The following is a 25,849-nucleotide window of genomic DNA, read 5'->3' on the forward strand; positions in this document are numbered from 1 at the left end:
CCGGCTCATCGGCATCCTCCACGGCTGCCTCAAACACCGCACCCTCTACAACGAACACACCGCCTGGAACCACCGCGCCAACCTCGCCGCTTGACACCTTGCACCCCTGGGATGTCTTCGTGGCTCGTCGCTTGCGCTCCTCGCACCTCAGGGAGCAGGGGTGGGGTTATGCGATCCTCTCGGATCAGCGCGGCCAGGGAGCGATCGGGTTCCCCTGCCAACGGGTGTGGGCCGGGACCACGTCGCCGCGCATGACCAGCGATGCCGGCCCGACGGTCGCCGAGTCGCCGAGTCCGGACGCCGGTAGGGCGACGCAGTGCGGGCCGAGGGTCGCGCCGGCCCCGAGCGTGACACGGTCGATGGCCATGACCCGATCGTGGAACAGGTGGGTCTGCACGACGCAGCCGCGCTGCACGGTCGCGCCGTCGCCGAGGGTGACGAGGTCGGCCTCGGGGAGCCAGTAGGTCTCGCACCAGACGCCGCGGCCGATCTTGGCGCCGAGCATCCGCAGCCACAGGTTGAGGATCGGCGTGCCGGTCGCGGCGTTGGCGAACCACGGAGCCGCGACTGTCTCGACGAAGGCGTCGGACAGCTCGTTCCGCCACACGAACGAACTCCACAGCGGATGTTCGCTCACCGTGATGCGGCCGACGACCAGCCATTTCGCCGCCGCCGCGGTGACGCAGGCGATCGCGCCGACGACCAGCAGGAGCAGACCGCTCACCGCTGCCGCGAGCCCGTAGTGCTCATGGACGGCCACGTACTGCAGCGCGAGCAGTAGTCCGACGCCGAGCCCGAACGAGACCATGACCGGCACGAGGCGCAATGTCTCGATCAGCGAGCGGGCGACCTTGAGCGTCGCCGGCGGGTCGAAGGTGCGCGAGGTGTCGATCTCGGCGGCGGTGCGGCGCAGGCGGACCGGTGGGCTGCCCAGCCAACTCGAGCCCGACTTGGCCCGGTCGGGCGTCGCCGACAGCACGGCCACCAGACCGTTCTTGGGGACCTTGCGCCCGGGGCCGGTCATGCCGGAGTTGCCGAGGAATGAGCGCTTGCCGATCTTCGCCTCGTCGATGTGCAGCCAGCCGCCGCCGAGTTCGTACGACGCGACCATCGTGTCGTCGGCGAGGAAGGCGCCGTCGCCGATCGTGGTGAATCGGGGGAGCACGAGCGCGGTCGAGATCTCGGTTCCCTCGCCGACCTTCGCGCCGAGGATGCGGAACCACGTGGGGGTCAGCAGGCTGGCATACAGCGGGAACAGATACGTGCGGGCCGCGTCGAGGAGGCGTTCGGTGATCCAGACCTGCCAGCCGACGCGGGACCGGACCGGGTGATACCCGGTGTGGAGCCCGATCGAGGCGAGCCGGACCAGGACCGCGGTGATCGCCGCGAACACGAACAGGCTCGTCACGGTGGCCACGGGTAACAGGATCAGCGCGCGGATCCCGACGTCGCGCAACCGGTCCGCGGTCAGCGCCCAGGCGCCGATGACGGCCAGGCCCGAGGCCAGCGAGAGCAGGGGGATCGCGGCGAGCCCCAACGACGACAGTCCGTAGATCGGTACCCACCACGTCGCCCGCGGGGGCCGGTGGTCGGGCCAGGGATGCTCGGCCTTGCCGATCTTCACCGCGGGCGACCCGGCCCAGTGCTGCCGGGCCTTGACCCGGCCGAACACCGCCGAACCCGGGGCGACGACCGCGTCACGCCCGACGACCGCACCAGGGGTGAGCGTCGACCGGGCACCGATCGACGCGCCGCGTTTGATGGCGATCTCGCCGATGTGGACGTCGTCGCCGTCGATCCACCATCCGGAGATGTCGACCTCGGGTTCGACGGACGCGCCGTCCCCGACCGTGAGCAGTCCGGTCACCGGCGGGATGGTGTGCAGGTCGACGCCGCGCCCGATCGACGCCCCGAGAGCCCGCGCGAGGTAGATCATCCACGGCGCACCGGACAGGTTGGCGGCACCGCTGGCGTCGAGGAGTCGCTCGGCCACCCACAAGCGGACGTGGACGCTCCCGCCCCGCGGATGAACGCCCGGAGCGACCCCGGCGAGGAGCACCCGCGCACCGAGCGCCGCGATGCACATGCGGCCGGGCGGGGTGATGAAGATCAGGAACGCCGCGAGCAGGACCCACCAGTTGATCTCGACCAGCCACTCGACCGTGCGATCCATCCGGTCGGCGACGAGCAGCGCCACGTTGTTCGCCACGCCGAGCCATGTGGCCCACTGCAATCCGGTGAGCGTCGTCAGCGGGATGGTCAGCAGGAGCTGCGCCAGCCCGGCCGAGCGCGGGGTCGGTTCGACGAGGCGTTCATCGATGCTCGTCGTCGGGCGGCGGGCGTCGAGCATCTCGGCCATGGAGCCCAGTCGCGGACGGTCGTAGAGATCGGCCACCGAGATGTCGGGGTAGCGTTCCCGCACCGCGGTGACGAGCTGGGCCGCGGCCAGTGATCCACCGCCCTCGGCGAAGAAGTCGACGTCCGGGCTGGAGACGGCCATGCCGAGGACGTCGGTCCACAGCTGTGCCAGCCACAGTTCGGTCTCGCTGAGTTCAACGTCGTCATCGACTGGTCTGTCGCTGCCCGGCAGGGGCCAGGGCAGCGCATCACGATCAACCTTCCCCGAAGTGCGCGTGGGCAATTCGTCGACGAGGGCGAGGGTGGGGACCATCGCGGCGGGCAGCTGTCGTCGTAGTTCGGCGTGCGCCTCGGCGACGTCGAAGCCGGGATCGGCCGACACGAGATAGCCGACGAGCAGACTGTTGCCAGCCGCGGACTTGCGGACCGCGGCCGCGGCTCCGCTCACGCCGGGCAGGTTCTGCAGAGCGTTGTCGATCTCGCCGAGTTCGATGCGCCGTCCGCCGACCTTCACCTGGTCGTCGGCGCGGCCCATGAACAACAGGCCGGCGGTGTCCAGGCGCACGAGATCGCCGCTGCGATAGGCGCGTTCCCAGCCGAGCGTGGGCATCGGTGCGTACTTCTCCGCGTCCTTCGCGGGATCGAGGTAGCGTGCCAGGCCGACGCCGCCGATAACCAGTTCGCCGACCTCGCCTTCGGCCACCGGCTGGCCCTGGGCGTCGACGACCGCGAGATCCCAACCGCGCAGCGGCAATCCGATACGGACCGGGCCGTCACCTCCCAGCGGGGCGGCGCACGCCACGACCGTCGCCTCGGTGGGGCCGTAGGTGTTCCACACCTCGCGGCCGGTGACGGCGAGCCGGTCGGCGAGCTCGGGCGGGCAGGCCTCGCCGCCGAAGATCAACAGCCGCACGGCTTCCAGCGCCTCCGGCGGCCACAGGGATGCCAGCGTGGGAACCGTCGACACGATCGTGATGTCGCGCGCCACCAACCACGGCCCGAGGTCCATCCCGCTGCGGACCAGCGAGCGCGGTGCGGGCACCAGGCACGCGCCGTTGCGCCACGCCAGCCACATCTCCTCGCACGAGGCGTCGAACGCGACCGACAGTCCGGCCAGGACACGGTCGTGCGGGCCGATCGGGGCGTCCGGCAGGAACATGGCCGCCTCGGCGTCGACGAACGCCGCCGCGTTGCGGTGGGTGACCGCGACGCCCTTCGGCTTGCCGGTGGAACCGGAGGTGAAGATGATCCACGCGTCGTCGTCGGGTGTGGGGCGGGCAGGGGGTTGCGCAGGCGTCGACGCCGGTTTCGTCGAACGGGGTCCGTCGGCGTCGACGATGGCGTCGACCTCGGCCTCGCCGAAGACGAGCTCGGCGCGTTCGTCCGGGTCGTCGGCGTCGACCGGCACATACGCGGCGCCGGCATAGAGGGTCGCCAGGATCGCGACGTACAGGTCCCGCGACCCCGACGGCATCCGGATGCCGACCCGGCTTCCCCGCCCGACGCCGACCTCGCCGAGACGTGCGACCGTGCGGCGGACCACGGCCAGCAACTGGCCGTAGGTGAGGGTCATCTCGCCGTCGTCGATGGCCGCGGCATCCGGGTGTGCACGCGCGGTGGCGGTGAGCACGTCGCAGAGGGTGCGCGGCGGGTCTGCCTGTGCAGACAGGAGGAATCGAGGTGGAATGGGCACCTAAACGGCACCTGCCGGGCGCATCCGCGATCTGGTCACGAGTCCGAGAATATAGCCGACGAAGGTGACCGAACGACCTCGACACCATGAACGGCGACCCCGACGAACGGACTGAAACGGACGCTCCCGGGGTGTACGTTCGGGCACAGGAGGAATCTGATGCCCATCGTTCATCACCGTCGGCCGAGCCTGCGGTCGTTCCCCATCTGGTTCGGTGCGCGTGCGCTGCTGAAACCGACCCTGGCGCTGTGGCCGGTCAACAAGCAGGGGCTGGCGGGGCTGTTCCTCATCGACCGCATCTTTGCCGTTGGACCCAAACCCCGCGGCGTGGTCCGTGAGCAGCTGGTCCTCGCCGGGCGACCCGCCGAGCTGATCATGCCGGTCGGACCGTCCCGCCGGGACGGCGACACCGCGATGCTCTACCTGCACGGCGGGGCCTTCGTGGTCTGCGGGCTCGGCACCCACCGATCGATCGCCGCGCGGATGGCGCGGGCGTGTGAGGTGCCGGTGTTCTCACTCGAGTACCGGCAGCTGCCGAAGGCCGGTGTCGGGACGTCCGTCGTGGACGCGGTCGACGCCTACGCCGAGCTGATCAACGAGCGTGGCTTCCGGCGGGTGATCGTCGCCGGTGACTCGGCCGGCGGTTTCTTGGCCGCGAAGGTGGTCGAGGCGGCCACGGCGCGCGGCCTGCCCACACCCACGGCGCTGATCGGGTTCTCGCCACTCCTCGACATGGACCTGGGGGTCCACCCGGACCGTTCGAGTCGATCCGACGCCTATCTGCCCAAGTCGAAGATGGCCCGGTTGGCGCCCCAGTTCGATCAGGGGCCCGTCCAGCTGACCGGTGTGCGCCGCATCGCCGACGCCGATCTCACCTCGTTCCCGCCGACCGTGCTGGTCGCGGCCGAAGGTGAGATGCTCGAGCCCGACGTCATCGACCTCGTCGAGTCGCTCGACGCTGCGGGCGTCACGGCCGTGGCGCACCTCTACGCATGGCAGGTGCACGCCTTCCCGGTGTTGAGCGCCCGCCACCCGGAGACCCTGGACGCGGTCGAGGTGACCGCGGCCTTCGCCGCCGAAGCGATCCGAGAGGGCAAGAGCACTGACGAGCGAACGGGCAAACGGGCCGGCTGACGGGGTGAGTGCCCCGAACCCGGCGACTCCGGATGCGGTGAACCCGGGGCAGTCGTACGCCGACGAGCTGGAGACCAGACCGCCAGGCGCAGTGGACGCCCGATTCACCCTCGCCGCCGAACGAACGCTGCTCGCCTGGGTCCGGACCGCACTCGGCTTCATGGCGGCCGGTATCGCGGTGGTCTACCTCGCTCCCGACGAGACGACGCCGATGGTCGACATCACGCTCGGCGTCGTGATGGTCGGACTCGGTGCCTCGCTGGCGGTTCTCGGGGCCTGGCGGTGGCGACGGACCACGCGAGCGCTGACCTCCGGTGGCGAGATGCCGGGGCCGACGCAGGTCATGCTTGTGGTCGCTGCGATAGTGGTGGTGGCCGTCCTCGTCGCGGTTGCCATGGTGATCCAGTCCTGACCTGCGCTCCACAACGGCACGCTGCCCATGTCGGCGGCCGCGACCATCAGCTGTCCACCACTGCAGGAGATCATCGTGACCACCGGCCCCGACTTCTCGCGGAGCGCGCAGACGTTCTCGATGACGCTGACCATCGTCGGCGCGACCATCCTCATCTTCTGCATCGGCTGGCTGACGGTCGGCTGGTGGCAGGACGGCCGGTGGTTCTGGGTGGTCGTCGGGATCGCCGTGGTCGTCGTGAACGTCGTGCTGATCGCCATGCAGCTCCGCCGCCGCCTCGGTGAACGGGTCAAGGACACCGACGATCGCCCCCGGCGCCGTGGCCTGATCGACAACTTCGACGACCTCGACGACTGAGCTCACCCCTGCTCCCTGATCCGAGAGAACGACATATCCATTGCTCCCTGAGGTGCGAGGAGCGCTAGCGACGAGCCACGAAGGGCCTGGTGAGACACCTTGCGAGACCCTTCGTGGCTCGCTTCGCTCGCACCTCAGGGAGCGGTGGTTGGGCTCGCTTCGTTCGCACCTCAGGGAGCAGGAAACCGGGCCGCGTCACGAAGGGTCACGCCGTCAGCGAATCCGAGTCCTCGGGGTCGTCCTCGGCGAACTGCGTGCGGTAGAGCTCGGCATAGCGTCCGTTGCGCGCCAGGAGCGTCGGATGATCACCGCGTTCGACGACACGCCCGGCTTCGAGCACGACGATCTCGTCGGCGGCCCGGATCGTCGAGAGCCGGTGCGCGATGACGATCGAGGTCCGTCCCTCGAGGGCCTCGCCGAGCGCCGCCTGGACCGCCGCCTCCGACGTCGAATCGAGATGCGCGGTCGCCTCGTCGAGGATGACCACCGACGGTTGTGCCAGCAGCAGGCGGGCGATCGTCATGCGTTGGCGCTCACCGCCGGACAGCCGGTAACCGCGTTCGCCGACGACGGTGTCCAGTCCGTCGGGCAGCGAGCCGACCAGCTCGTCGAGCCGAGCCCGTCGCAGTGCGTCCCAGATCTCGTCATCGGACGTGTTCGGCTGGGCGAGCACGAGATTCGCCCGGATGGTGTCGTGGAAGAGGTGGCCGTCCTGGGTGACGAGACCGACGGTTCGATGGACCGATGCGGTCTGCAGTTTCCGGATGTCGACTCCGGCCAGCTGAATCGAGCCCTCGTCGACGTCGTAGAGGCGGGTCGCGAGACTCGCGATGGTCGACTTGCCGGCACCGGAACTGCCCACGAGAGCCACCATGCTGCCGGCCGGGACATCGAGGTCGACATGGTGCAGGACCGTCGTGCCGGCCCGATTGTCGAGCTGGGCAACCTCTTCCAGCGATGCCAGCGACACCTTGTCCGCCGCCGGATAGGCGAAGGACACGTCGTCGAATCGGACGGACACCGGCACGAGCCGCCCGCTCTCGGTACCGGGCACCGGGACCGCGTCGGGTGCGTCGGCGATGAGGGGTTGCAGGTCCAGGACCTCGAAGACGCGCTCGAAACTGACCAGGGCGCTCATGATCTCGACGCGTGCGTTCGCCAGGGCCGTGAGCGGCGCGTACATCCGGGTGAGCAACAGAGCCAGAGAGACGACCGCGCCCGCGGACAGATGATCCTGTACCGCAAGCCATCCGCCGAGCCCGTAGACCAGGGCGAGGGCCAACGCGGACACCAGCATCAGCGTCGTCATGAAGTACGCCTGCAACATCGACCGCCGTACGCCGATGTCGCGGACCCGGTCGGCGCGGTCGGCGAACTCGCGCGACTCGAGATCGGGGCGCCCGAACAGTTTCACCAGCGTGGCGCCGGGGGCGGAGAAGCGCTCGGTCATCTGCGTCGACATCCGGGCGTTGTGCTCGGCGGCCTCGCGGGAGAGCGCGGCCATGCGCCGGCCCATCCGCCGCGCCGGTATCACGAAGACCGGCAGCAGGATCAGCGCCAGCAACGTGATCTGCCAGCTGATCGCGATCATGACGCCCAGCGTCAGGGTGAGGGTGACGATGTTGGACACGACGCCGGACAAGGTGTCGCTGAATGCCCGCTGGGCGCCGATGACGTCGTTGTTGAGCCGGCTCACCAGGGCCCCGGTGCGGGTGCGGGTGAAGAACGCGATCGGCATCCGCTGCACGTGGTCGAAGACAGCTCGCCGTAGGTCGAGAATGAGACCCTCCCCGATGTTCGCCGACAGCCACCGGACCCCGATTCCCGCGGCGGCCTCGGCGACGGCGATCAGCGCGATGGCGACCGCGAGTCCGACGATCATCATCTCCGAGCCGCTCTCGGTGATGACGTTGACGACGCGACCCGCCAACAGCGGGGTCACGACGGTCAGCACCGCGGTGAAGACCGACAGCAGGAGGAACCATCCGATCCGGCGTCGGTGCGGTCGGGCGAACCCACCGATACGGCGAAGTGTCACCCGGCGGTCGCCCCGTAATCGCTTGCTGCTGGGCTGGGTGGAGGACTTGTACATCATGTCCCAGGCCACGGACTGCATACTCATGCCGTCCACGGTAGAACTTAAACCCAACTTGAGGTCCAGCTTTTTCGCTGCCAGAGGAATCCCGAGTGCGAACATGCTGGGTCGCCCCGGCCGGCTGAGGTCCCGTCCGGCTCCCGACGTCGGCGTCTGTCCGCATGCTCTACGTTGGTATGCGAGGTCACACGACGATGGGGCCGACTCCGCAGACCGGCCCGCGCCGGCGGGTGAGGGCCGGTGGCGAAGGAGCGATGGACATGGCAGAACTCAAGCTCGGTTTCAAGGCATCGGCGGAGCAGTTCGATCCGCGCGAGCTGGTGGAGATCGCGGTCGCGGCTGAAGAGCACGGCATGGATTCGGTTGCGGTGAGCGATCACTTCCAGCCCTGGCGGCACAACGGCGGCCACGCCCCGTTCTCGCTGGCCTGGATGGCGGCGGTCGGCGAGCGCACCAAGCGCGTGCAGATCGGCACCTCGGTCATGACCCCGACCTTCCGCTACAACCCCGCGGTCATCGCGCAGGCCTTCGCCACGATGGGCTGCCTCTACCCCGGACGCATCATGCTCGGTGTCGGCACCGGCGAAGCGCTCAACGAGTACGCGACCGGTTTCCAGGGAGAGTGGCCGGAGTTCAAGGAACGCTTCGCGCGCCTGCGCGAGTCGATCAAACTCATGCGCGAACTGTGGACCGGCGAAGAGGTCAACTTCGACGGCGAGTACTACCACACGCAGGGCGCCTACATGTATGACATTCCCGAGCAACCGATCCCGGTCTACGTCGCCGCCGGCGGGCCGGTGGTCGCACGCTATGCGGGCCGTGCCGGCGACGGTTTCATCTGTACCTCGGGCAAGGGGCCCGAGCTCTACACCGAGAAGCTGCTGCCCGCGGTCGCCGAGGGTGCGGCCAAGGCCGAGCGCGATGTCGACACCATCGACAAGATGATCGAGATCAAGATCTCCTACGATCCCGATCCCGAACTGGCGCTGGAGAACACCCGGTTCTGGGCCCCGCTGTCGCTGACCCCGGAGCAGAAGCACAGCGTCAACAGCTCGACCGAGATGGAGCGGCTGGCCGATGAGCTCCCGATCGAACAGGTCGCCAAACGGTGGATCGTCTCCTCCGACCCCGACGAGGCCGTCGAGAAGGTCAAGTTCTACACCGACGCCGGACTCAACCACCTCGTCTTCCACGCCCCCGGACACGACCAGCAGCGGTTCCTGGAGAACTTCGAACGCGACCTCGCCCCGCGCCTACGCAAACTCGGCTGATCACGAAAAATCCTGCGCGACAGCGGCGTCGAGCATCTCGAGCACTCGTCGGACGGGCGGCAGGTCGAGTCCGCTCTGTCGCACCCGGACCCGCACCTCGCGTGCGGGCGTCGGGTCGACAATGGGAACTGCCGTGACGCCGGGCGGCAGGTCGACGAGCGCGAGCCGGGGGACGACGGTGAGTCCGACCCCGGCCGCGACGAACCGTATCGCGGTCGGGTAGTCCTGGGTCTCGACGCTGAAGTCGGGTACGAAACCGACCGACGTACATGCGTCGAGCACTGCCTGCCGGCAGGGTCCCCGCGCCACGTCGTTGTCGACCCACGGCACCTGGGACAGTTCGCGCAGGGTCACCGATTCCAGCGCCGCCCATGCTGAATCCACGGGTACGACAGCGGAATACGGGTCGGTGGTCAGCCGGCGTCCGACGAACCCGGCCACGTCCGCGGACGGGCGTTGACTGTCCTCGACATAGATCTCGATGTCGGGTGCCGCCGACGACGGGCCCATCAGCTCGATGAGGCGGAGATCCAGTCGCAGTCCGGGGAATTCGCGCGAGATGGTGGCGACGATCGGCGGGATCCAGGTGGCGCCCGCCGAGGCGAAGTAGTTGATGCGCAGCTGACCGAGCCGGCCGTCGCGCAGCTCCGAGATCAGACCGTCGATACGGGCGATCTGCTCGAAGACGGTGTCGGACTCGCGGGCCAGGATGGTGCCGGCCTCGGTGGGCACGATGCCGCGACCGTCTCGCTTCACCAGCGACAGCCCGGTCTCGCGCTGCAGGGTGGCGATGTGCTGGCTGACCGCTGACGGCGTGTATCCGAGCGAGGCCGCGGCTCCGCCGATGGACTGCTCGCCGATGACCGAGCGCAGAACCCGAAGGCGATGGATGTCGACCATGGGGCGACGATACCGCGGCGACTGTGCAGCGGCGCTGAAATGTTCGGAACAAGTATTCACTTGTCCTGAAGTGCCGGATGAGTAAATCTGGAACACATGTCCTCGCGCCCGACACCGGCATCGGCTGGGTCCGCCACCGCATCCCTGCCGGCTCTGGCCGCCGTCGTCACCGTCGTGCTGTGGGCGTCGGCGTTCATCGGCATCCGCGCGCTCGGTGACACGTTCTCGCCGGGTTCCATGGCGTTCCTGCGGTTGCTGGCGGCGGTGATCCCGCTGACGCTCATCGTGATGGTGGTACGTCTGCGCGCACGGACAACCGGGGCGCCGGCCCGTCCGCTGCTACCGCGCGGCCGTGCGCTCGCCCTGGTGACGGCGTACGGGGTCGCCTGGTTCGCGGGTTACACCGTCCTGTTGAACTGGGCCGAACGCCACCTCGACGCCGGGACCGCGGCGCTGCTGGTGAACCTGGCACCGATCCTCGTGGCCGTCGCCGCGGGACTCTTTCTCGGAGAGGGGTTTCCGCGTCACCTCGTGATCGGTATGACGATCGCCTTCGCCGGTGTGGTGCTGATCGCCGCCGGCGGGTCCGCCACCGCGGACGCGCACGCCGACTGGCTCGGCATCGTGCTCGGGGTCGCCGCGGCGGTTCTCTACGCGACCGGTGTGCTGATCCAAAAATCGGCCCTACGCAGCGTCGACGCGCTGACCGCGACCTGGCTCGGTGCGGTCGCCGGTCTCGTGGCCACCGCGCCCTTCGCCCCCGTCGCCGTAACCGAGCTGTCCGGCGCCGAGTCGGGGGCGATCTGGGCGGTGATCTACCTCGGGGTCGGGCCGACCGCGATCGCGTTCTCCACGTGGGCCTATGCGCTGGCCCGCACCGACGCGAGTGCGATGGCGGCCACCACCCTCGTGGTCCCCGCGATCGTCATCGTCCTGTCGTGGGCGCTGCTCGACGAGTTGCCCACCGGCGTCGGCATCGTCGGGGGACTCCTTTGTCTCGGTGGGGTCGCCATCGCCCGGCGGTTGCTGCCGATGAGGCCGCGTACGGGCCGGTCGGCGCGTAGCCTGGACGTGTCGTCGCCGACGATGACGCCCTCCGATATACGACGCGTTTCCGGCACGACCGCAACCGAGGAGACATCGCCATGCGCAAGTTCGTCGCCGGCCTCGCCATCGGCGGATCGCTGACTTTCGCCACGGCGACAACGCTTCTGGCTGTCGACTCGGAGTCGCCCGCGGCGTCGCCCAGTGTGAACTGCGGACCGCTCACCGGTTCCGGACCGATCCCCGGGTGTTCGTACCGCGTCGACGGGACCCGGTTGCAGATCGGTCTCTACAACAATGCGACGCGCAATCCGGCGGTGGAATGCACCCTCACACCGAGCGGCGCGGTCCACCCCACCGCCGCCACCACGATGGGGCCGGGGTCGCGTGGGGCCCTCACGGCGTCGGTGTATCCGAATGTGCCGAGGACCTTCGTCGTCCATTGCCTCGGCGGCGGTGCGGGCGCCGACCGCGTGGACCGGCAGACCACGATCACCGCGCGCGCCGAGACGCCGGAGCCGGCGCGGACGACGCCTTCGGTCCGCCGTACGTCACCGGCGCCTGTCCCGTCGGCGCCCTCGACGTCATCCGAACCGGATGATTCCGCCGGGATCACCACGACACCTCCGACCACCGAGGACGCCGCACCGGAGCGCGCCGTGATCACGACGACCACCACGACGGTTCCCGCCGCATCCTGATTCGCTACGGTTTTCGCATGGATCGTGACCGCATGGTGGATGTCGGAGTCGGGCTGGTGTCCCGGTTCGGGGCCAAGACGCTGAGTCTGACGTCGGTGGCCCGGCACGCCGGGGTGGCGCGGGCGACCGCCTACCGGATGTTCGGCGGCCGCGAAGCGCTGGTCACGGCCATCGTGGAACGCGAGGTGTCGCTGCTGCGGGTCAAGTTGATCGAATGGTCGGCGACCGCGCCCGACGCCGCGGGCAAGATCCACGCGCAGGTGGTGAACGTGCTGCCCTACATCCGCAACCACGACGCGTTGCAGTACGTGCTGCGCAAGGAGCCGGAGGAAGTGGTCCGCGCGCTCGTCGCCACCAACGATTCGGCCGGGCCCACGCTCATCCATCAGATCGTGTCGGAGGCCCTGCCCGATCTGGAACCCGAGATCGGGGACCAGCTGTTCCCCACCCCGCGGGGGGCCGCGGAGTTCCTCGTGCGCACCATCTACTCCCTCATGCTCATCCCCGACAGCTTCCTGAGTGACGAGCAGATCGCCGAACTGGTCGTGCGGGCGATCGTCCGAGACGACACCGAGAGCGGTGGCGCGCCGACGGGCGGCAACCGGCCGGGCCCGGTCCGATGACCGGTGAGCACATGTCCGACGAAACCGCGATCCCCGTCGTGGGGATGCTCCGCCCGCGGTGGGGAGACCCGGCGCGCACCGCCGAGCTGCCCGGCGCCGCAGCAGCTCTGGCCGGGGACCGGGAAGCCGCCGCCGGCGTCGACCCGGACACCATCTCGCCGGCTCGGTCGACGGTCGATGCTGCTGTCCGCGAGGATATTTCGGCGGTCGTCGGCGCCGACAACGTCTCCGACGCGGACGCGGCACGGGTGCAGCACACGCGCGGGTACTCCACCCCGGACATCCTGCGGTTGCGCGCGGGTGACGCCGACGACGCGCCCGACCTCGTCGTGTACCCGGGCGACCACGACGAAGTGGTCGCGATCCTGCGGGTGTGTTCGGAGCGACGGATCGCGGTGGTGCCGTTCACCGGCGGGACATCCGTGGTGGGTGGGTTGACGCCGGACCGCGCCGGACTCGCCGGCGTGATCAGTCTCGACCTTCGCCGCCTCGACCGCGTGGTGGAGATCGACGAGATCTCCCGGACGGCGACCCTGCAGGCCGGTCTGCGCGGACCCGCGGCCGAGGCGCTCCTGCGCGAGAAGGGTTGGACCATCGGTCATTTCCCGCAGTCCTATGAGGGCGCCGGAATCGGTGGCTATGCCGCCACTCGCTCGGCCGGCCAGTCGTCGGCCGGATACGGGCGCTTCGACGAGATGGTCGAGGGCCTCGTGTTGGCGACTCCGCGCGGAACCGTCGAACTCGGTACCGCGCCGCGGTCGGCGGCCGGACCCGACCTGCGTCAGCTGGTCCTCGGGTCGGAGGGCGTGTTCGGGGTCATCACGAGCGTGCAGATCCGTATCCGCCCGGCCCCGACGGCCCGCGTCTTCGACGCCTGGCGGTTCGCCTCGTTCGCCGAGGGCGCGACCGCTCTCCGTCGGCTGGCCCAGGACGGTCCGCTGCCGACGGTGCTCCGCCTGTCCGACGAGGTGGAGACGGCGTTGAATCTCGCTGATCCCGTCGGCGCCGGGAGCGAAGCGAGCGGGCCGGATGACGCCGGCGCCGGGAGCGGTGAGGGCGATGGCGATGGCGATGGCGATGGCGGGTGTCTGGTCGTCGCCGGGTACGAGGGTGCGGCCGACGAGGTGGCGCGGCGACGCGATGCGGCATCGTCGGTGTTGATCGACGCCGGTGGCGGGGCGCTGGGGGAGGGTCCCGGAGAGGCCTGGCGGACAGGACGTTTCGCGGGACCGTACCTTCGCGACCCGTTGCTCGATGCCGGGGTGTTGGTCGAGACGCTCGAGACCGTCGCGTTCTGGTCGCGGCTGCACGACGTGCGCGCCGCGGTGACGGCCGCCCTGACGGACTCGCTCACCGCGTCGGGTACGCCGCCGCTGATCATGTGCCATGTCAGTCACGTCTACGCGTCGGGTGCCTCGCTGTACTTCACGGTCGTCGCACCGTTCGCCGACGACCCGCTGGCGCAGTGGGCGGCGGCGAAAGTCGCGGCCAATTCCGCGATCCGGGCGTCCGGTGCCAGCATCACCCATCATCACGCGGTCGGGCGGGATCACCGTGACGCGTACCACGACGAGATCGGGCCCCTGGCCCTGGACGCGTTGCGGGCGGTGAAGGCGTCGCTCGATCCCGACGGTGTGTGCAACCCGGGTATTCTGCTCTGACGCCCGACTCCGGGACCGGGGTTGCCCGGCCCGTCCGCCACTATGCTGGGGCGCATGGCCACGGATAGAGTCCAGACCGCCGACCCCGACAGACCCGCGAGCGCGGATCAGATCGTCGCCGACCCCACGACCAGCATCTACATCGCCTCGGCTGAAGGCGAGACCGGAAAGTCCATCGTCGCGCTGGGGTTGCTGGCCCTGCTGTCGGCCACCGGCGGGCGGGTCGGGGTGTTCCGTCCGATCTCGCGGACGGCCGCGGAGGATCGTGATCCGATCCTCGATCTTCTCCTCGACTACGAATCCGCCGACCTCCCGTACGAGGACTGTCTCGGTGTCACCTACGAGGAGGTGCACAACGATCCCGAGGGCGCGGTTGCCGAGATCGTCGCGCGCTTCCACGCGATCCAGTCCCGCTGCGACCGCGTGGTCATCGTCGGTTCGGATTACACCGACGTCGGCACCCCGTCGGAGCTGAGCTACAACGCCCGGATCGCCGCGAATCTCTCGGCGCCGATGGTGTTGGCGATCAAGGCGATCGACCGGTCGCCGGAAGAGATGCACGGTCTGGCCGAGGGGCTGATCGCCGAGGTGACCGCTGCCCATGCCACCCCCGTCGCCCTGGTTGCCAACCGGTGCGACCCCGACCGCCTCGACGAGATCCGGGACCAGTTGCGCAGCACCGGGATTCCGGCACTGTGCCTACCCGAGGAGCCGGTGCTCTTCGCCCCCACGATGGGGGAGCTCAAGGAGGCGCTCGGCGCGACGATGTACAGCGGTGACGAGGAATTGCTCGACCGCGAGGCGCTCCGGGTGATGGTCGGTGGCATGACCGTCGAGCACATCCTGGAGCGGCTCACCGACGGCACCGTGGTCATCACGCCCGCCGACCGGTCGGATGTTCTCCTGGCACTCGTGAACGCCAACACCGCACAGGGTTTCCCGCGTCTCGCCGGCATCATCCTCAACGGCGGACTCAAACCGCACCCGATGATCGAGGCGCTGGTGAGCGGGTTGAAGCCGACCCTGCCGATCATCAGCTGCCCGCAGGGCACCTACGACACCGCGCGTACCGCCGCTCACACGCGCGGCAAGGTGGGGGTGGGCTCGGTACACAAGATCGAGGCCGCGCTGGCGATGATGGAGACCCATGTCGACCCCGAGAAGGTCATGCGCAACCTCAACGTGTCGACGCCGACCGTGGTGACGCCGCAGATGTTCGAGTACCGCCTGATCTCCCGTGCGCGCGCCGACCGAAAGCACATCGTGTTACCGGAGGGCGACGACGACCGGATCCTGCGGGCCGCCAACAGGCTTGCGCGGCGCAGCGTTGCCGACCTCACTCTGCTCGGTGATCCCGAAGCGGTGCGCGAGCGTTCCATCGAACTCGGACTCGACCTCTCCGACGTCACGGTCATCGACCCGGCCGAGTCGGAGTATCTCGACGAGTTCGCCCGGATCTACACCGAGCTGCGCAAGCACAAGGGTATGGATCTGGAACGGGCCCAGGAGAAGATGCGTGACGTGTCGTATTTCGGCACGATGATGGTGCACACCGGGCGCGCCGACGGGATGGTGTCGGGGGCGTCGCACACCACGGCCCACACGATCCGGCCGGCCTTCGAGATCATCAAGACCAAACCGGGTGTGTCCACCGTGTCGAGCGTGTTCTTCATGTGCCTGGCCGACAAGGTGCTCGCGTACGGCGACTGCGCCATCGTCCCGGATCCGTCCGACGAACAGCTCGCCGACATTGCCATCTCCTCGGCGCAGACGTCCGCGGCCTTCGGTATCGATCCCCGGGTCGCGATGCTGTCGTACTCGACCGGGACGTCCGGATCGGGCGCCGACGTCGAGAAGGTCAAGACCGCAACCGAACTCGTGCGCGAGCGGCAACCCGATCTGCTGGTCGAGGGGCCGATCCAGTACGACGCCGCGGTGGAACCCTCGGTGGCGAAGACCAAGATGCCCGACTCGCCGGTGGCCGGCCGTGCGACCGTGCTGATCTTTCCCGACCTCAACACGGGCAACAACACGTACAAGGCGGTGCAGCGGAGCGCGGGGGCGGTCGCGATCGGCCCGGTGCTGCAGGGCTTGAACAAGCCGATCAACGACCTGAGCCGTGGCGCCCTCGTGTCGGACATCGTGAACACGGTCGCCATCACCGCGATCCAGGCCCAGCAGGAGGGCGTGGACCCCCTCGCCGAGAACGTCGCCTCCGCCGAGGCCGAGGGTCCCCGATGAGCGGGGCGTCGGGTGCGGTGCTGGTGCTCAACGCCGGCTCGTCGTCGCTGAAATACCAACTGGTGCAACCGGCGGACGGCACGGTGATCGCGGAGGGCATCGCGGAGCGGATCGGCGACTCCGGTTCGTCGATGACACACGAACAGAACGGCGAGACCGTCACCGAGACACTGGAACTCGACGATCACCTCGCCGCGGTCCGACGGGCGGAACGCTTCTTCGCCGACAACGGAACCGATCTGGCCGACGCGGGACTGAGCGCGGTCGGACATCGGGTGGTGCACGGTGGCCGGTCGTTCTACGAGCCGACGGTGGTGACCCCCGAGGTGATCTCGGAGATCGAGCGGATCTCCCCGCTGGCGCCGCTGCACAATCCGGCCAACCTGGTCGGCATCCTGGCGGCCCGGGAGTTGCTCCCCGACGTCCCCTCGGTGGCCGTGTTCGACACCGCGTTCTTCCACGGTCTCCCCGACGCGTCGGCGACATACGCGATCGACCGTGCGGTCGCGGACGAACATGCGATCCGCCGCTACGGTTTTCACGGCACCAGCCACGAGTATGTCTCCGGTCGGGTGGCCGAGTTCCTCGACCGCGACCCGGCGTCGCTGAACCAGATCGTGCTGCACCTGGGCAACGGCGCGTCGGCGTCGGCCATCGCGGGCGGGCAGCCGATCGACACGTCGATGGGTATGACCCCGCTCGAGGGACTGGTGATGGGAACCCGCAGCGGTGACCTCGACCCCGGGCTGGTCCTGCATCTGAACCGGGTGGCGAACCTGTCCGTCGACGAGATCGACACGCTGCTCAACAAGCGTTCGGGACTTCGAGGTCTGTGCGGCGAGAACGACTTCCGCACGATCACCGAATTGATGGACGACGGTGACGACGCCGCCCGACGCGCCTTTGACGTCTACATCCACCGTCTGCGCCGCTACCTCGGTGCGTACGCGTTCGCCCTCGGCCACGTCGATGCCATCACTTTCACGGCCGGGGTGGGGGAGAACTCCGCAGTCGTCCGCGCCCGTGCGCTGGCGGGGTTGGAAGGGTTCGGGATCATCGTCGATGACGAGCGAAACGCTCAGCGTGGCAAGGAGGCTCGACGCATCTCGGCCGACGACAGCGCGGTGGACGTGCTCGTCGTTCCGACCAATGAGGAGTTGGCCATCGCACGGCAGTCGGCGGCGGTGGTCGGGTTTGAGGTCCGTGCGTCCCGCTGAAGGTTGTGCTGACGGCGCGGGCCGCTGAGCGAGCTCACGAAGGACGCACCGGTTTGGAGTGGGTGGTGGCTGTTGTGCCGGCCGGTAGGTGGGGCCCAGCCTGTTGGCGCGTTGGCATCGTCCCGACCGCGTACTCGGAGGTCGACATTCCGGCTCCGAAGAAGGGTCGGCACCGCGGATTGTTAGGCAGGATGGCTGCGTTGGGAGGCAACCGGATAAGTGACAAGACGCAGCATAGTTCGAGTTGCGGTTGCCCTTATCACGCGCCACCGACAAGATGAGCTCTGCGGATGGTCAACGAAAACCATTGCACCCCAGCGGCATAGCCGTTACACTCGATCATGTATTCGTGCAAACGTCTCCGGGGGGGGGTGACAATGTCTGACGAATCAATAACGCCGCAACCGCGCGCCGTCGAGTTGGTGGCCGATCTGCACGCGACCCTCGACAAACTGCAGACCGTCGACTTGTCCCCGTGCACCGACGAAGAACTGATGGAAGTCGCCGCCGCTACCGAACGCGCGATCGCTCGAACCACTTACGCCGGCGACCGCCAAATCGCCGAAATCGAGGCTCGGGATCTGCCCCGCAAGACCGGCTGCCGCACTCTGATGCAGTTCATGACCCACCGGCTGCGGATCTCCAACCCGATGCGTCGACGCAAGCAGCTGAACGCCACCGCCGCGCTGACTTGCCTCAACGGCGACCGTCTCGAACCTGAACACCCCACGCTGGCAGAAGCTTTCGCCACCGGATCCGTGGGAACCGGGCACGTCCAGGCCGCCATCGATGTCCTCGACCAGATCCCGCATGCTGTCGAACACGACGTGAAAGTCGCCGCCGAGCGGCAGATGGCCGAGATCGCCGAAGCTCACACGCCCGCCGAGATCACCCAGCTCGGCTCGCGACTGCTCGCCCACCTCGATCCCGACGGAACCCTGTCCGACGACACCGAGCAGAAACGACGCCGCGGCCTGTGGATCGGTCGGCAACGCGCCGATGGCACCGCCAAGATCTCGGGCACCCTCACTCCCGCACTCGCCGCCCGGCTCACCATGATGTTCGCTGTCTGGGGCAAACCCGGGCTCAACAACCCCGACGACCCCCAGTCGCCCCAAGGCCCGGCCGGCACCGCCGACCCCGACGCCCTCACCGCCGCCGCCGATCGCGACGGACGCACCCCCGCCCAGTCCAATCACGACGCGCTCGACGCCGCACTGGCCGCCGGTTTCGCCGACGGCGCACTCGGCACCTCGCATCGCGGCCTGCCCGTCCAGTTGATCGTCAAAGCCGACCTCTCCGACCTGATCCAGGGTGCCGGACTCGCGACCACGGCCACCGGCACCCTGCTGCCCATCCGGGACTTGATCGCGATGGCCGGTGAGGTCCAGCCGTGGTTGGCGATCTTCAAAGACGCCACCACTGTGCCGCTGCACTTCGGGCGCGGCAGACGTCTGGCCACCCGCGAACAGCGCCTCGTGTCCTTTGCCCGCCCCGACGGGGAAGTGTGTTCGGCACCCGGGTGTGATCAGCCCGCCACCCACGTCGACATGCATCACGCCCACAGGGATTGGGCCAAGGGCGGTCTCACCGACATCGACGACCTCGCCCCTGCTTGCCCGCGACATAACCGGATGGTCGGTGACCAGCCCGGGCAGTACACCACCCGCATCGCCCGGTCCGGACCCGACGAAGGCCGCTGCGTCTGGCGGTTGAACGCCGAAGCCGGCGCACCGCCCAATCCCGGTCGGCTGAACCGCCGACCCGACATACCCCGGCGGTTCGCAGAACACCTGAACACCGTGCGCGACGAGATCCACGGACCACCAACCCGGCCCGGCGGTCAGACGCGCCCGACCCTTCGTGACGCGCCCTCCGCAAGCTCCGGGCGCTCCTCAGGGAACCGGGCTGACGCGCCTTCCGCAAGCTCCGCAGGGAGCAGGGGGCCCGACGATCGAGCGCGCCGCTCATGGCTGAAAACCAGCCACGTCATCGACGTCCGACCGCCACTGCGCGTGCGTCGCAGCACCCGTCCGTCACCGGTCGAGGCCCACCTCGCGGAGCTCCTGGGCGAAGACCCGCTCGTGCGCAACGCAGCGGGGACGTTCTTCGGATAGCCCTAGAACAACGTATTCGGCCGGACGTAGTTGGCGAGGTCGACGAGCATGAACCGGTGGTCCCGGTTGGTTCGGGTCAGGCGGGCCAGCTGGCGCAGCGAACGTTCGGTGCCGGTGCGAATGCCGTACTCGGTGAACGGGAAGCCGAGCAGCGTCGAGGGTTCGTTGTCCTGCTTGGCGTCGTCGGGATTGTCGTGGATCCAGCCCAGCGCGGTGCCCAGCACGATGAGCAGCATCCGGGCCTTGCGCGGTTCGGTGTCCGGGATCTGCTCGAGACGTCGTGCGGCCTCGACGATCTGCTCGCGGGTCACCTGCGAGGTGGGTCGGCCGTGCACGAGCGCGATGATCGCCGTCGCGCGCGCGGTGTTGAAGTGGCGGCTGGTGGCCGGCACCTCGTCGAGCGGCTGGATCGCGGCATCGATGTCACCGGCCGCCACGGCGAGCCGGGCCAGACCGAACGCGGCGGTCACGATGCTGTGATCGGTCAGCCACAGATCGTGATAGTGATGTTGCGCAACGTCATACAGTTTGGCGATCTTCTCGGCAGACTTCGCCGGACCCTTCTCGTCGGCCAGCCAGCGGCCGATGAGTTCGGCGGTACCGGCGACGGCGAGCTTGGGCGCGACCTCGCCCGGCATCGCACCGAGGACCTCGTCGAAGCGCTCGTAGGCCAGTTCGGGTTCGTCGTTCATCAACGCGCAGATGCCCATGTACCACTCGACCCGCCACGAATCACCGTGGTGGGCGCGGACTTCCTGGAGAAGGGCGAGCGCGGTGTCGACGTCGTCGAGCTGCAGATGCGCGCGGGCCTCGGCGAGGTCGATCTCCCGCGACGGGTGAGCGTTCTTGACCGGCCGGCCGCCGAAGAGCGAGGCGAAACCCTCTGCCCGGGCGGTGTTGATGGAATCCAGGGTCTGTCGCGGGTCGGACAGCGCCGCCGAGGTGAGCAGACTCGCCGCCGGGTCGAGGGGGTTGACCAGCGGGACGGGCAGGGCGTTGGCGATGTCCACCGGATCGTAGAACGCCGCCTGATCGGGGTCGAAGAAGCCGTCGACGGGTGCGAGCATCAGGTCGGTGCCGAACGTCGAGCGCTGCGGGGTGAAGACCGTGGACAGCGCGGGCCGCGGGACCCCCGTGTGGACGGCGACCGTCTCGCGCAACACGTTCAGCACCTGGGTGCTCATCTCCTCCGCGGAGACGAACCGGTCGGCCGGGTCGGGGGCGGTGGCGCGCTGCAGGAGGCGGTGGTACGACGGATTGTTCCGGAAGACAGGCGTTTTCGACGCGGCGGGCAGACCGTCGACGTAGCGTCCGTTCCGCATCTCCATCGGCACGGTCAGGACTGCGAGGGTGCGTCCGATGCTGTAGATGTCGGTCGCGATCTGCGGTCCGGTCTTGACGATCTCCGGTGCCTGGAACCCGGGCGTGCCGTAGAGGTGCCCGTAGCCGTTGATCGGCGAGACGGCGCCGAGGTCGATCAGCTTCACCTCGTCGCTGCCGACCATGATGTTCTCGGGTTTGACGTCGTTGTAGACCAGGCCGACCGAGTGCAGATAGCCCACGGCGAGAAGCACTTCCAGGATGTAGGCCAGGCCCTGCTCCACCGACAGCAGGGAGTTGTCCGGATCGCCCGCGGTGATCTGTTTGAGCGTCTGGCCGCCGATGTACTCCATCACGATGTAACCGAAGCGGTCATCGTCGTCGACGTGCTCGACGAAGTTGTAGATCTTGACGATCCCGGGATGGTTGACCGAGGCCAGGAACTGCCGTTCCGCGACCGCGACGCGCTGCGCCTCCGAATCCGAGGAATTCAGCAGGCCTTTGAGGACGACGGGCCGGTCGCTCACGTTGCGGTCGATGGCCAGGTAGATCCAGCCGAGGCCGCCGTGGGCGATGGCGCCGGCGATCTCGTACTGGTCGGCGACCAATGTTCCGGGAGCCAGTCCCGGGACGAAGGAGTACCGGGCGCCGCAGTTGCCGCAGTCGCCGGTCGGGGGACCGGCGCCCTCGCCCTCGGCTCGACCGACAGGTTTGCCGCAGCGCCAGCAGAACCGCTTGCTGTCGGCGATCACCGGGTCGTCGATGACGGCGTCCTCGGGTTCGATGTCGGTGATCTTCGGCATCTCGACCAGGCCGCTGCCGAGCCGCCGCTCGTGCACCGGAGGCCGGCGCCGCGGAACCAGACGCCGGCCGAGCGGACCGGAGTCGGGTTCCGGAAGGGGCACGGCCGGAGGTTGCCGTTCGACGCGGTCGGTCCGGTCGTCGGGGTCGACCCCCACGGTGAACACCGGTGCGACGGCCTGGGTTCCGACATCCGGGTCGGTGCGTCGGCCGGGCCGGGGGTCGGTGGTGTCGTCCATGTCGTCGGGGCCCTCGGTCAGCGCCGCCAGGTCGGCCCGCTGGGTGCCGACGTCGACCACCTTCGCGGTCGTCTCCGCGTCCTCACCACCGGGACGGCCACCGCCCGGGCCGGGACCGTCGAGGCCGGTGTCGTCGTCGCCGAGCAGGGCGTCGAGCGAGACCCGCTGGGTGCCGAGGTCGTCGCCCCGTTCGCCGTGGGTGACGTCGTCTGTGTCGTGATCGTTTCGGGCCGCGTCGTCCATGGGGATCAGTCCCGGTAGTACGGCTGGGGAGCGCCGTACCCACTGTCGAGGATGGACAGCCACCGGTCCCGGATCTCCTGCCAGCGGCCGGTCACCCGGATGCGCTCGAGCACGCCGTTGACGAACCGGATCATGTCGTCCTGGCCCTTGGGAATCCCGACGCCGTAGAACTCCTCGCCGAGGCTGGGGCCGACGACCCGCAACCACGGATCCTGCGCGGCGAGACCGGCGAGGATCGCGTCGTCGGTGGTCGCCGCGTCGATCTGACCCTGCTGCATCAGGACCAGACAATCGGCCCAGGTCGTCGTGCTGACGATCGTGGCTCGGGGCTGGATGGCCTGGATACGACCGATCGAGGTGGTCCCGCGCGCGGCGCAGACCCGCTTGTGGGCGAGCTGCGCCGGACCGGTCACGTTCGAGTTCCGGAACGACAGGATGCGCTGGGACGCGACGTAATAAGGAGCCGAGAAACTGATGTCGCGCAACCGGTCGCAGGTGATGCTCATCGTCTTGATCACCAGATCGACCGTCATGTCCCGCAGGGCGTCGATCCGCTGCGCCGAGCTCAGCACCTGGAACTCGACGCGGCGGTCGTCGCCGAAGATGGCGCCGGCGATCTCGTGCGCGATGTCGACGTCGAAGCCCTGGATGTCGCCGGTGATCGGATCGCGGAAGCTGAACAGGTTGGACCCGATGTCGAGCCCCACGATGAGCCGGCCCCGCTCGAGGATGCCGGCCATCGTCGAATTGATCGGCATCTGAGCAGGCGGCGGCATCTGGGCGGGCGGCCGCAGGGTCAGGGTCGCGTTGCAGGCCTCGGAACTCGGCGGCGGTTCGACGGGCACGTCGAACTGGACGCCGGGCAGCATCGGTTGCCCGGCGGTCGCCGTCGGTGGGGGTGAGTCGGGTGCGGGGAAACGCACGCAGCCGGTGGCGACGAGGCCGGTGAGCGCGAGCAGGACCACGACGGTCAGCAGGCGGCGAGGCGAGGGGACGGTCATCGGTACTCCCGGATGCGCGGGATGAGACCGCCCACGACCGCGACGCCGGCGAAGACGGTGAGCAGCAGGATGCCGGTGCCGGTGAACCCGAGGACCCGTTGCGCGGTGTTGATGTCGTCCCGGAAGGAGTTCCGGGCAGTCGTGATCGCATCGACCAGCGCGGTGTCCACCGCGGTGTAGGCGCGGGCCGAACTGTCCGGTCCGTCGCCGACGGTGTGCAGGCGCGCGAGACCGAAGTTGCCGGTCTGGATGTAGCGGCGGACCGCGGCGTCGGTGCGGCGCCACTCGGTCAGCGCCGCCGTGACCGTGTCCAGTTGTTCGCCGGTGACCGCGCTGTCGCCGTCTTCGGTGCCCTCGCGGACGTCGTCGACGATGTTGCCGATCTCGCTGGTCGCCGCGGAGAAGCTGCGCTCGAGACCGCCCTGATCACCGCGGCGGATGAGCGAGAGCGTCTCGGCCGACCGCGCCTGCTGGGTGAGGATCCGGGCGGCGGTCAGGTCGCGGAGCGGGTCGGCGCCCTCGGTGCGGGCATCGCTGGTGGCGGCCACCGACATCAGACCGGAGGCGAGCAACCACAGGGTCCCGACGCTGAGGGCGAAGATGGCCGCCACGATGCCGATGTTGAACCGCCGCCGGGTCCGCCGCGCCAGGTAGCGCGACGTCAGGACAAGCGCGGCGAGCAGGAACAGCAGCGGCGCGTACACGGTCCAGGGTGGACGGGTGAGGGTCTGCTGGGGGTCGGCGATGGCCATCGATCGCCGTTCGTAGAGGCGCTGGGCGGCCGGGAGGATCTGGTCCTGCATCATCGACGACGCCTGGCCGAGATACGCCGATCCCACCGGGTTGCCGAGCCGGTTGTTCGTCCGCGCCGTCTCGATGAGTCCGCTGTAGACCGGGATCGAGGTGGACAGGGTCTCGAGATCGGCGCTGACCGCCTGCTCGGCCCGGTCCGACACCATGCCGGAACCGGGTTCGCTGGACGTGCCGGTCGCCAGGATCAGCGACGACGACGCCGTCGCCAGCGCGTCGGAGTAGCGCTGCCGCAGATCGGGGGTCTCCAGTCCGCCGGAGATGAACGCCGCGTTCGCCGACGCATCGGCGATCGACAGCGAGCTGTAGAGAACCTGCGCGGCCTCGGCGAGCGGTTCGGTCCGATCGATGAGGCGCTGCAGGGTCTGGGTGCGATCCTCCAGGACCGTCGATGCGTACAGGCCGGTGCTCAGACAGCCGAGCGCCAGGATTCCGCAGATGATGATCAGCTTGCCGGGGGTCGTGACGGCGAAGTGGCGCAGGGTCTGGAACGGGGACTGGGCGCGTTCCCGGGCGGTGGCGACGAGTTCGCGTCGGTCGGCCAGCACCTGGCGGATCGGGGGTGAGGCCTGCGCCGGACGGATCGTGCGACCGCCACGCGTCAGCGCCGTCCGCACGGAGGACGCGTCGCCGGTCACCTACCTGATCCCTTCTCAAACGCTGGATCGTCTCCGGTGCGGTCCTACGGTCACCGGTTCCCCGTTCCGGATTCGCGTGACCGGGCGATCAACGTCAGGGGTTGTGTCATCTGGGTCATCGTTCACCGGGTCGTGCGTGTTTCACCCTATGTCATCGTGCCGGGTTCCTCCCGAGTCGACCGGCGCCGCGCCGCCGACCTCGGCGGTTCGCGCGTGCCGGGTGCTCGCCGACGGCACCTCGTGGTTCCGAGCCGCGATGAGAGGGCTTCGCGGTCTCCCTGGCAGGTGTTGCGCATCTCACTTACGGTGGAGGCACCCGGTCGGGGCGACCGGGTTGCGAGGAGGCGTGGTGCGCGGCGACGGCGACGGCTGGGTGATCGATCCCGACGGTTCTCGATACTGGGGTATCCACGGCGCGGCAGGTCTGCTGCTGCGGGCGCCGCTGCCGGACGGATCGACCGGGGTGCTCCTCCAACACCGCGCCGCGTGGTCGCATCAGGGCGGCACGTGGGCGCTGCCCGGCGGGGCCCGCGACTCGCACGAGGGTGCCATCGACACCGCGATCCGCGAGGCCGAGGAAGAAGCCGGGATCACCGCCGACGACCTGCGCGTCGTCGCCGCGGTCGTCACCCTCGAGGCGCCCGGCGGATGGACCTACACGACGGTCATCGCCGAGACGGACTCGCCGGTCCGCACGGTCGCCAACTTCGAATCCACGGAACTGCGATGGGTCGACGAGAAGCGCGTCGATCAACTCCCACTGCACCCCGCGTTCGGACTCGCGTGGCCCGTCCTCCGCGAGCGGATCGCGATGTTGGATCCCCAGAGCTGATCACCGCTCCCTAAGAGACTGCTGAAATAGTCGGTGTCGTTTCGGTGTGGGGTGAGCGGGTTTGCCTGGTGGGCTGGGATCCTGGTGGGTATGCAGGGTGAGCCGGATCGTCAGGGTGAGTTTCTGGATGTGAACTCGGTC

At 69.0% G+C, this 25,849-nt stretch carries 18 protein-coding genes; 12 read left to right on the forward strand and 6 right to left on the reverse strand.

What is annotated here, in order from left to right; all coding sequences use genetic code 11:
* Positions 1-184: 184 nt before the first annotated feature.
* Positions 185-4,051, reverse strand: a complete 3,867-nt coding sequence (locus JW364_RS21760) for a Pls/PosA family non-ribosomal peptide synthetase (RefSeq protein ID WP_137809646.1) — start codon at positions 4,049-4,051, stop codon at positions 185-187.
* A 159-nt stretch (positions 4,052-4,210) separates the two neighbouring features.
* On the opposite strand from JW364_RS21760, the gene JW364_RS21765 reads away from it, so the two are divergent.
* The 3 genes from JW364_RS21765 (at position 4,211) to JW364_RS21775 (ending at position 5,954) form a co-directional block, all read left to right on the forward strand.
* Entirely contained in the window at positions 4,211-5,185 is a 975-nt protein-coding gene (locus JW364_RS21765) for an alpha/beta hydrolase (RefSeq protein ID WP_137809647.1), read from the forward strand.
* Between the two features lie 4 nt (positions 5,186-5,189).
* The gene (locus JW364_RS21770; protein WP_068972081.1) at positions 5,190-5,597 is read left to right on the forward strand and encodes a YidH family protein; all 408 of its coding nucleotides are present in this window, start codon (positions 5,190-5,192) and stop codon (positions 5,595-5,597) included.
* A gap of 75 nt (positions 5,598-5,672) precedes the next feature.
* Positions 5,673-5,954: a hypothetical protein gene (locus JW364_RS21775; RefSeq protein WP_058252308.1), complete on the forward strand. Its 282-nt coding sequence runs from the start codon at positions 5,673-5,675 to the stop codon at positions 5,952-5,954.
* A 205-nt stretch (positions 5,955-6,159) separates the two neighbouring features.
* Here the strand turns inward: JW364_RS21775 and JW364_RS21780 are convergent, their stop codons facing one another.
* Positions 6,160-8,076 carry an ABC transporter ATP-binding protein gene (locus JW364_RS21780; RefSeq protein WP_137809649.1) on the reverse strand — a complete coding sequence of 639 codons (1,917 nt, stop codon included), beginning with the start codon at positions 8,074-8,076 and terminating at the stop codon, positions 6,160-6,162.
* 233 nt (positions 8,077-8,309) lie between these two features.
* Between JW364_RS21780 and fgd the strand changes: the two genes are divergently transcribed.
* A complete protein-coding gene (gene fgd, locus JW364_RS21785) occupies positions 8,310-9,320 on the forward strand; it encodes a glucose-6-phosphate dehydrogenase (coenzyme-F420) (protein WP_065630452.1) in 1,011 nt (336 codons plus the stop codon).
* Here fgd and JW364_RS21790 read toward each other — a convergent pair whose 3' ends face one another.
* On the reverse strand, positions 9,321-10,220 hold the full coding sequence (locus tag JW364_RS21790; protein ID WP_137809650.1) for a LysR family transcriptional regulator: 900 nt from the start codon (positions 10,218-10,220) through the stop codon (positions 9,321-9,323). It lies immediately after the preceding gene.
* Between the two features lie 96 nt (positions 10,221-10,316).
* Here JW364_RS21790 and JW364_RS21795 point away from each other — a divergent pair, with 96 nt between their 5' ends.
* From JW364_RS21795 to JW364_RS21825, 7 genes are all read left to right on the forward strand, one after another.
* Entirely contained in the window at positions 10,317-11,408 is a 1,092-nt protein-coding gene (locus tag JW364_RS21795; protein ID WP_205334332.1) for a DMT family transporter, read from the forward strand.
* The gene (locus tag JW364_RS21800; RefSeq protein WP_068972079.1) at positions 11,366-11,965 is read left to right on the forward strand and encodes a hypothetical protein; all 600 of its coding nucleotides are present in this window, start codon (positions 11,366-11,368) and stop codon (positions 11,963-11,965) included. The genes JW364_RS21795 and JW364_RS21800 overlap by 43 nt, the downstream gene beginning before the upstream one ends.
* Before the next feature lie 17 nt (positions 11,966-11,982).
* Positions 11,983-12,588 (forward strand): TetR/AcrR family transcriptional regulator, encoded by a 606-nt coding sequence (locus tag JW364_RS21805; RefSeq protein ID WP_065630369.1) that lies wholly within the window; start codon positions 11,983-11,985, stop codon positions 12,586-12,588.
* 11 nt (positions 12,589-12,599) lie between these two features.
* The gene (locus tag JW364_RS21810) at positions 12,600-14,249 is read left to right on the forward strand and encodes an FAD-binding oxidoreductase (protein ID WP_068972083.1); all 1,650 of its coding nucleotides are present in this window, start codon (positions 12,600-12,602) and stop codon (positions 14,247-14,249) included.
* A 42-nt stretch (positions 14,250-14,291) separates the two neighbouring features.
* Positions 14,292-16,490 (forward strand): phosphate acetyltransferase, encoded by a 2,199-nt coding sequence (gene pta, locus JW364_RS21815; RefSeq protein WP_068972078.1) that lies wholly within the window; start codon positions 14,292-14,294, stop codon positions 16,488-16,490.
* A complete protein-coding gene (locus JW364_RS21820; RefSeq protein ID WP_068972077.1) occupies positions 16,487-17,707 on the forward strand; it encodes an acetate kinase in 1,221 nt (406 codons plus the stop codon). The genes pta and JW364_RS21820 overlap by 4 nt, the downstream gene beginning before the upstream one ends.
* A gap of 377 nt (positions 17,708-18,084) precedes the next feature.
* A complete protein-coding gene (locus tag JW364_RS21825) occupies positions 18,085-19,824 on the forward strand; it encodes an HNH endonuclease signature motif containing protein (protein WP_205334333.1) in 1,740 nt (579 codons plus the stop codon).
* Between the two features lie 2 nt (positions 19,825-19,826).
* Here JW364_RS21825 and JW364_RS21830 read toward each other — a convergent pair whose 3' ends face one another.
* The 3 genes from JW364_RS21830 to JW364_RS21840 are packed head-to-tail and all read right to left on the reverse strand — an operon-like array spanning position 19,827 to position 24,876.
* Complete coding sequence (locus JW364_RS21830) at positions 19,827-22,427, reverse strand: serine/threonine-protein kinase (protein WP_068971010.1); 2,601 nt, start codon at positions 22,425-22,427, stop codon at positions 19,827-19,829.
* A 5-nt stretch (positions 22,428-22,432) separates the two neighbouring features.
* Positions 22,433-23,428: a glutamate ABC transporter substrate-binding protein gene (locus JW364_RS21835; protein ID WP_068971009.1), complete on the reverse strand. Its 996-nt coding sequence runs from the start codon at positions 23,426-23,428 to the stop codon at positions 22,433-22,435.
* Positions 23,425-24,876 (reverse strand): hypothetical protein, encoded by a 1,452-nt coding sequence (locus JW364_RS21840; RefSeq protein WP_058249606.1) that lies wholly within the window; start codon positions 24,874-24,876, stop codon positions 23,425-23,427. Before JW364_RS21840 ends, JW364_RS21835 begins: the two co-directional genes overlap by 4 nt.
* Before the next feature lie 349 nt (positions 24,877-25,225).
* Between JW364_RS21840 and JW364_RS21845 the strand changes: the two genes are divergently transcribed.
* Positions 25,226-25,708 carry an NUDIX hydrolase gene (locus JW364_RS21845; RefSeq protein WP_058249916.1) on the forward strand — a complete coding sequence of 161 codons (483 nt, stop codon included), beginning with the start codon at positions 25,226-25,228 and terminating at the stop codon, positions 25,706-25,708.
* Positions 25,709-25,849: the final 141 nt, after the last annotated feature.

The sequence above is a fragment of the Gordonia sp. BP-119 genome (assembly GCF_016924115.1).
In the GTDB taxonomy this organism is placed as follows: domain Bacteria; phylum Actinomycetota; class Actinomycetes; order Mycobacteriales; family Mycobacteriaceae; genus Gordonia; species Gordonia hongkongensis.

Bases quoted from the DNA above. Each gene is read 5' to 3' on its own strand.
- JW364_RS21835 (WP_068971009.1), bottom strand. From the start codon at position 23,428: ATGACCGTCCCCTCGCCTCGCCGCCTGCTGACCGTCGTGGTCCTGCTC.
- fgd (WP_065630452.1), top strand. From the start codon at position 8,310: ATGGCAGAACTCAAGCTCGGTTTCAAGGCATCGGCGGAGCAGTTCGAT.
- JW364_RS21790 (WP_137809650.1), bottom strand. From the start codon at position 10,220: ATGGTCGACATCCATCGCCTTCGGGTTCTGCGCTCGGTCATCGGCGAG.
- JW364_RS21765 (WP_137809647.1), top strand. From the start codon at position 4,211: ATGCCCATCGTTCATCACCGTCGGCCGAGCCTGCGGTCGTTCCCCATC.
- JW364_RS21820 (WP_068972077.1), top strand. From the start codon at position 16,487: ATGAGCGGGGCGTCGGGTGCGGTGCTGGTGCTCAACGCCGGCTCGTCG.
- JW364_RS21810 (WP_068972083.1), top strand. From the start codon at position 12,600: ATGTCCGACGAAACCGCGATCCCCGTCGTGGGGATGCTCCGCCCGCGG.
- JW364_RS21780 (WP_137809649.1), bottom strand. From the start codon at position 8,076: ATGAGTATGCAGTCCGTGGCCTGGGACATGATGTACAAGTCCTCCACC.
- JW364_RS21805 (WP_065630369.1), top strand. From the start codon at position 11,983: ATGGATCGTGACCGCATGGTGGATGTCGGAGTCGGGCTGGTGTCCCGG.
- JW364_RS21795 (WP_205334332.1), top strand. From the start codon at position 10,317: ATGTCCTCGCGCCCGACACCGGCATCGGCTGGGTCCGCCACCGCATCC.
- JW364_RS21830 (WP_068971010.1), bottom strand. From the start codon at position 22,427: ATGGACGACGCGGCCCGAAACGATCACGACACAGACGACGTCACCCAC.
- pta (WP_068972078.1), top strand. From the start codon at position 14,292: ATGCTGGGGCGCATGGCCACGGATAGAGTCCAGACCGCCGACCCCGAC.
- JW364_RS21825 (WP_205334333.1), top strand. From the start codon at position 18,085: ATGTCTGACGAATCAATAACGCCGCAACCGCGCGCCGTCGAGTTGGTG.
- JW364_RS21800 (WP_068972079.1), top strand. From the start codon at position 11,366: ATGCGCAAGTTCGTCGCCGGCCTCGCCATCGGCGGATCGCTGACTTTC.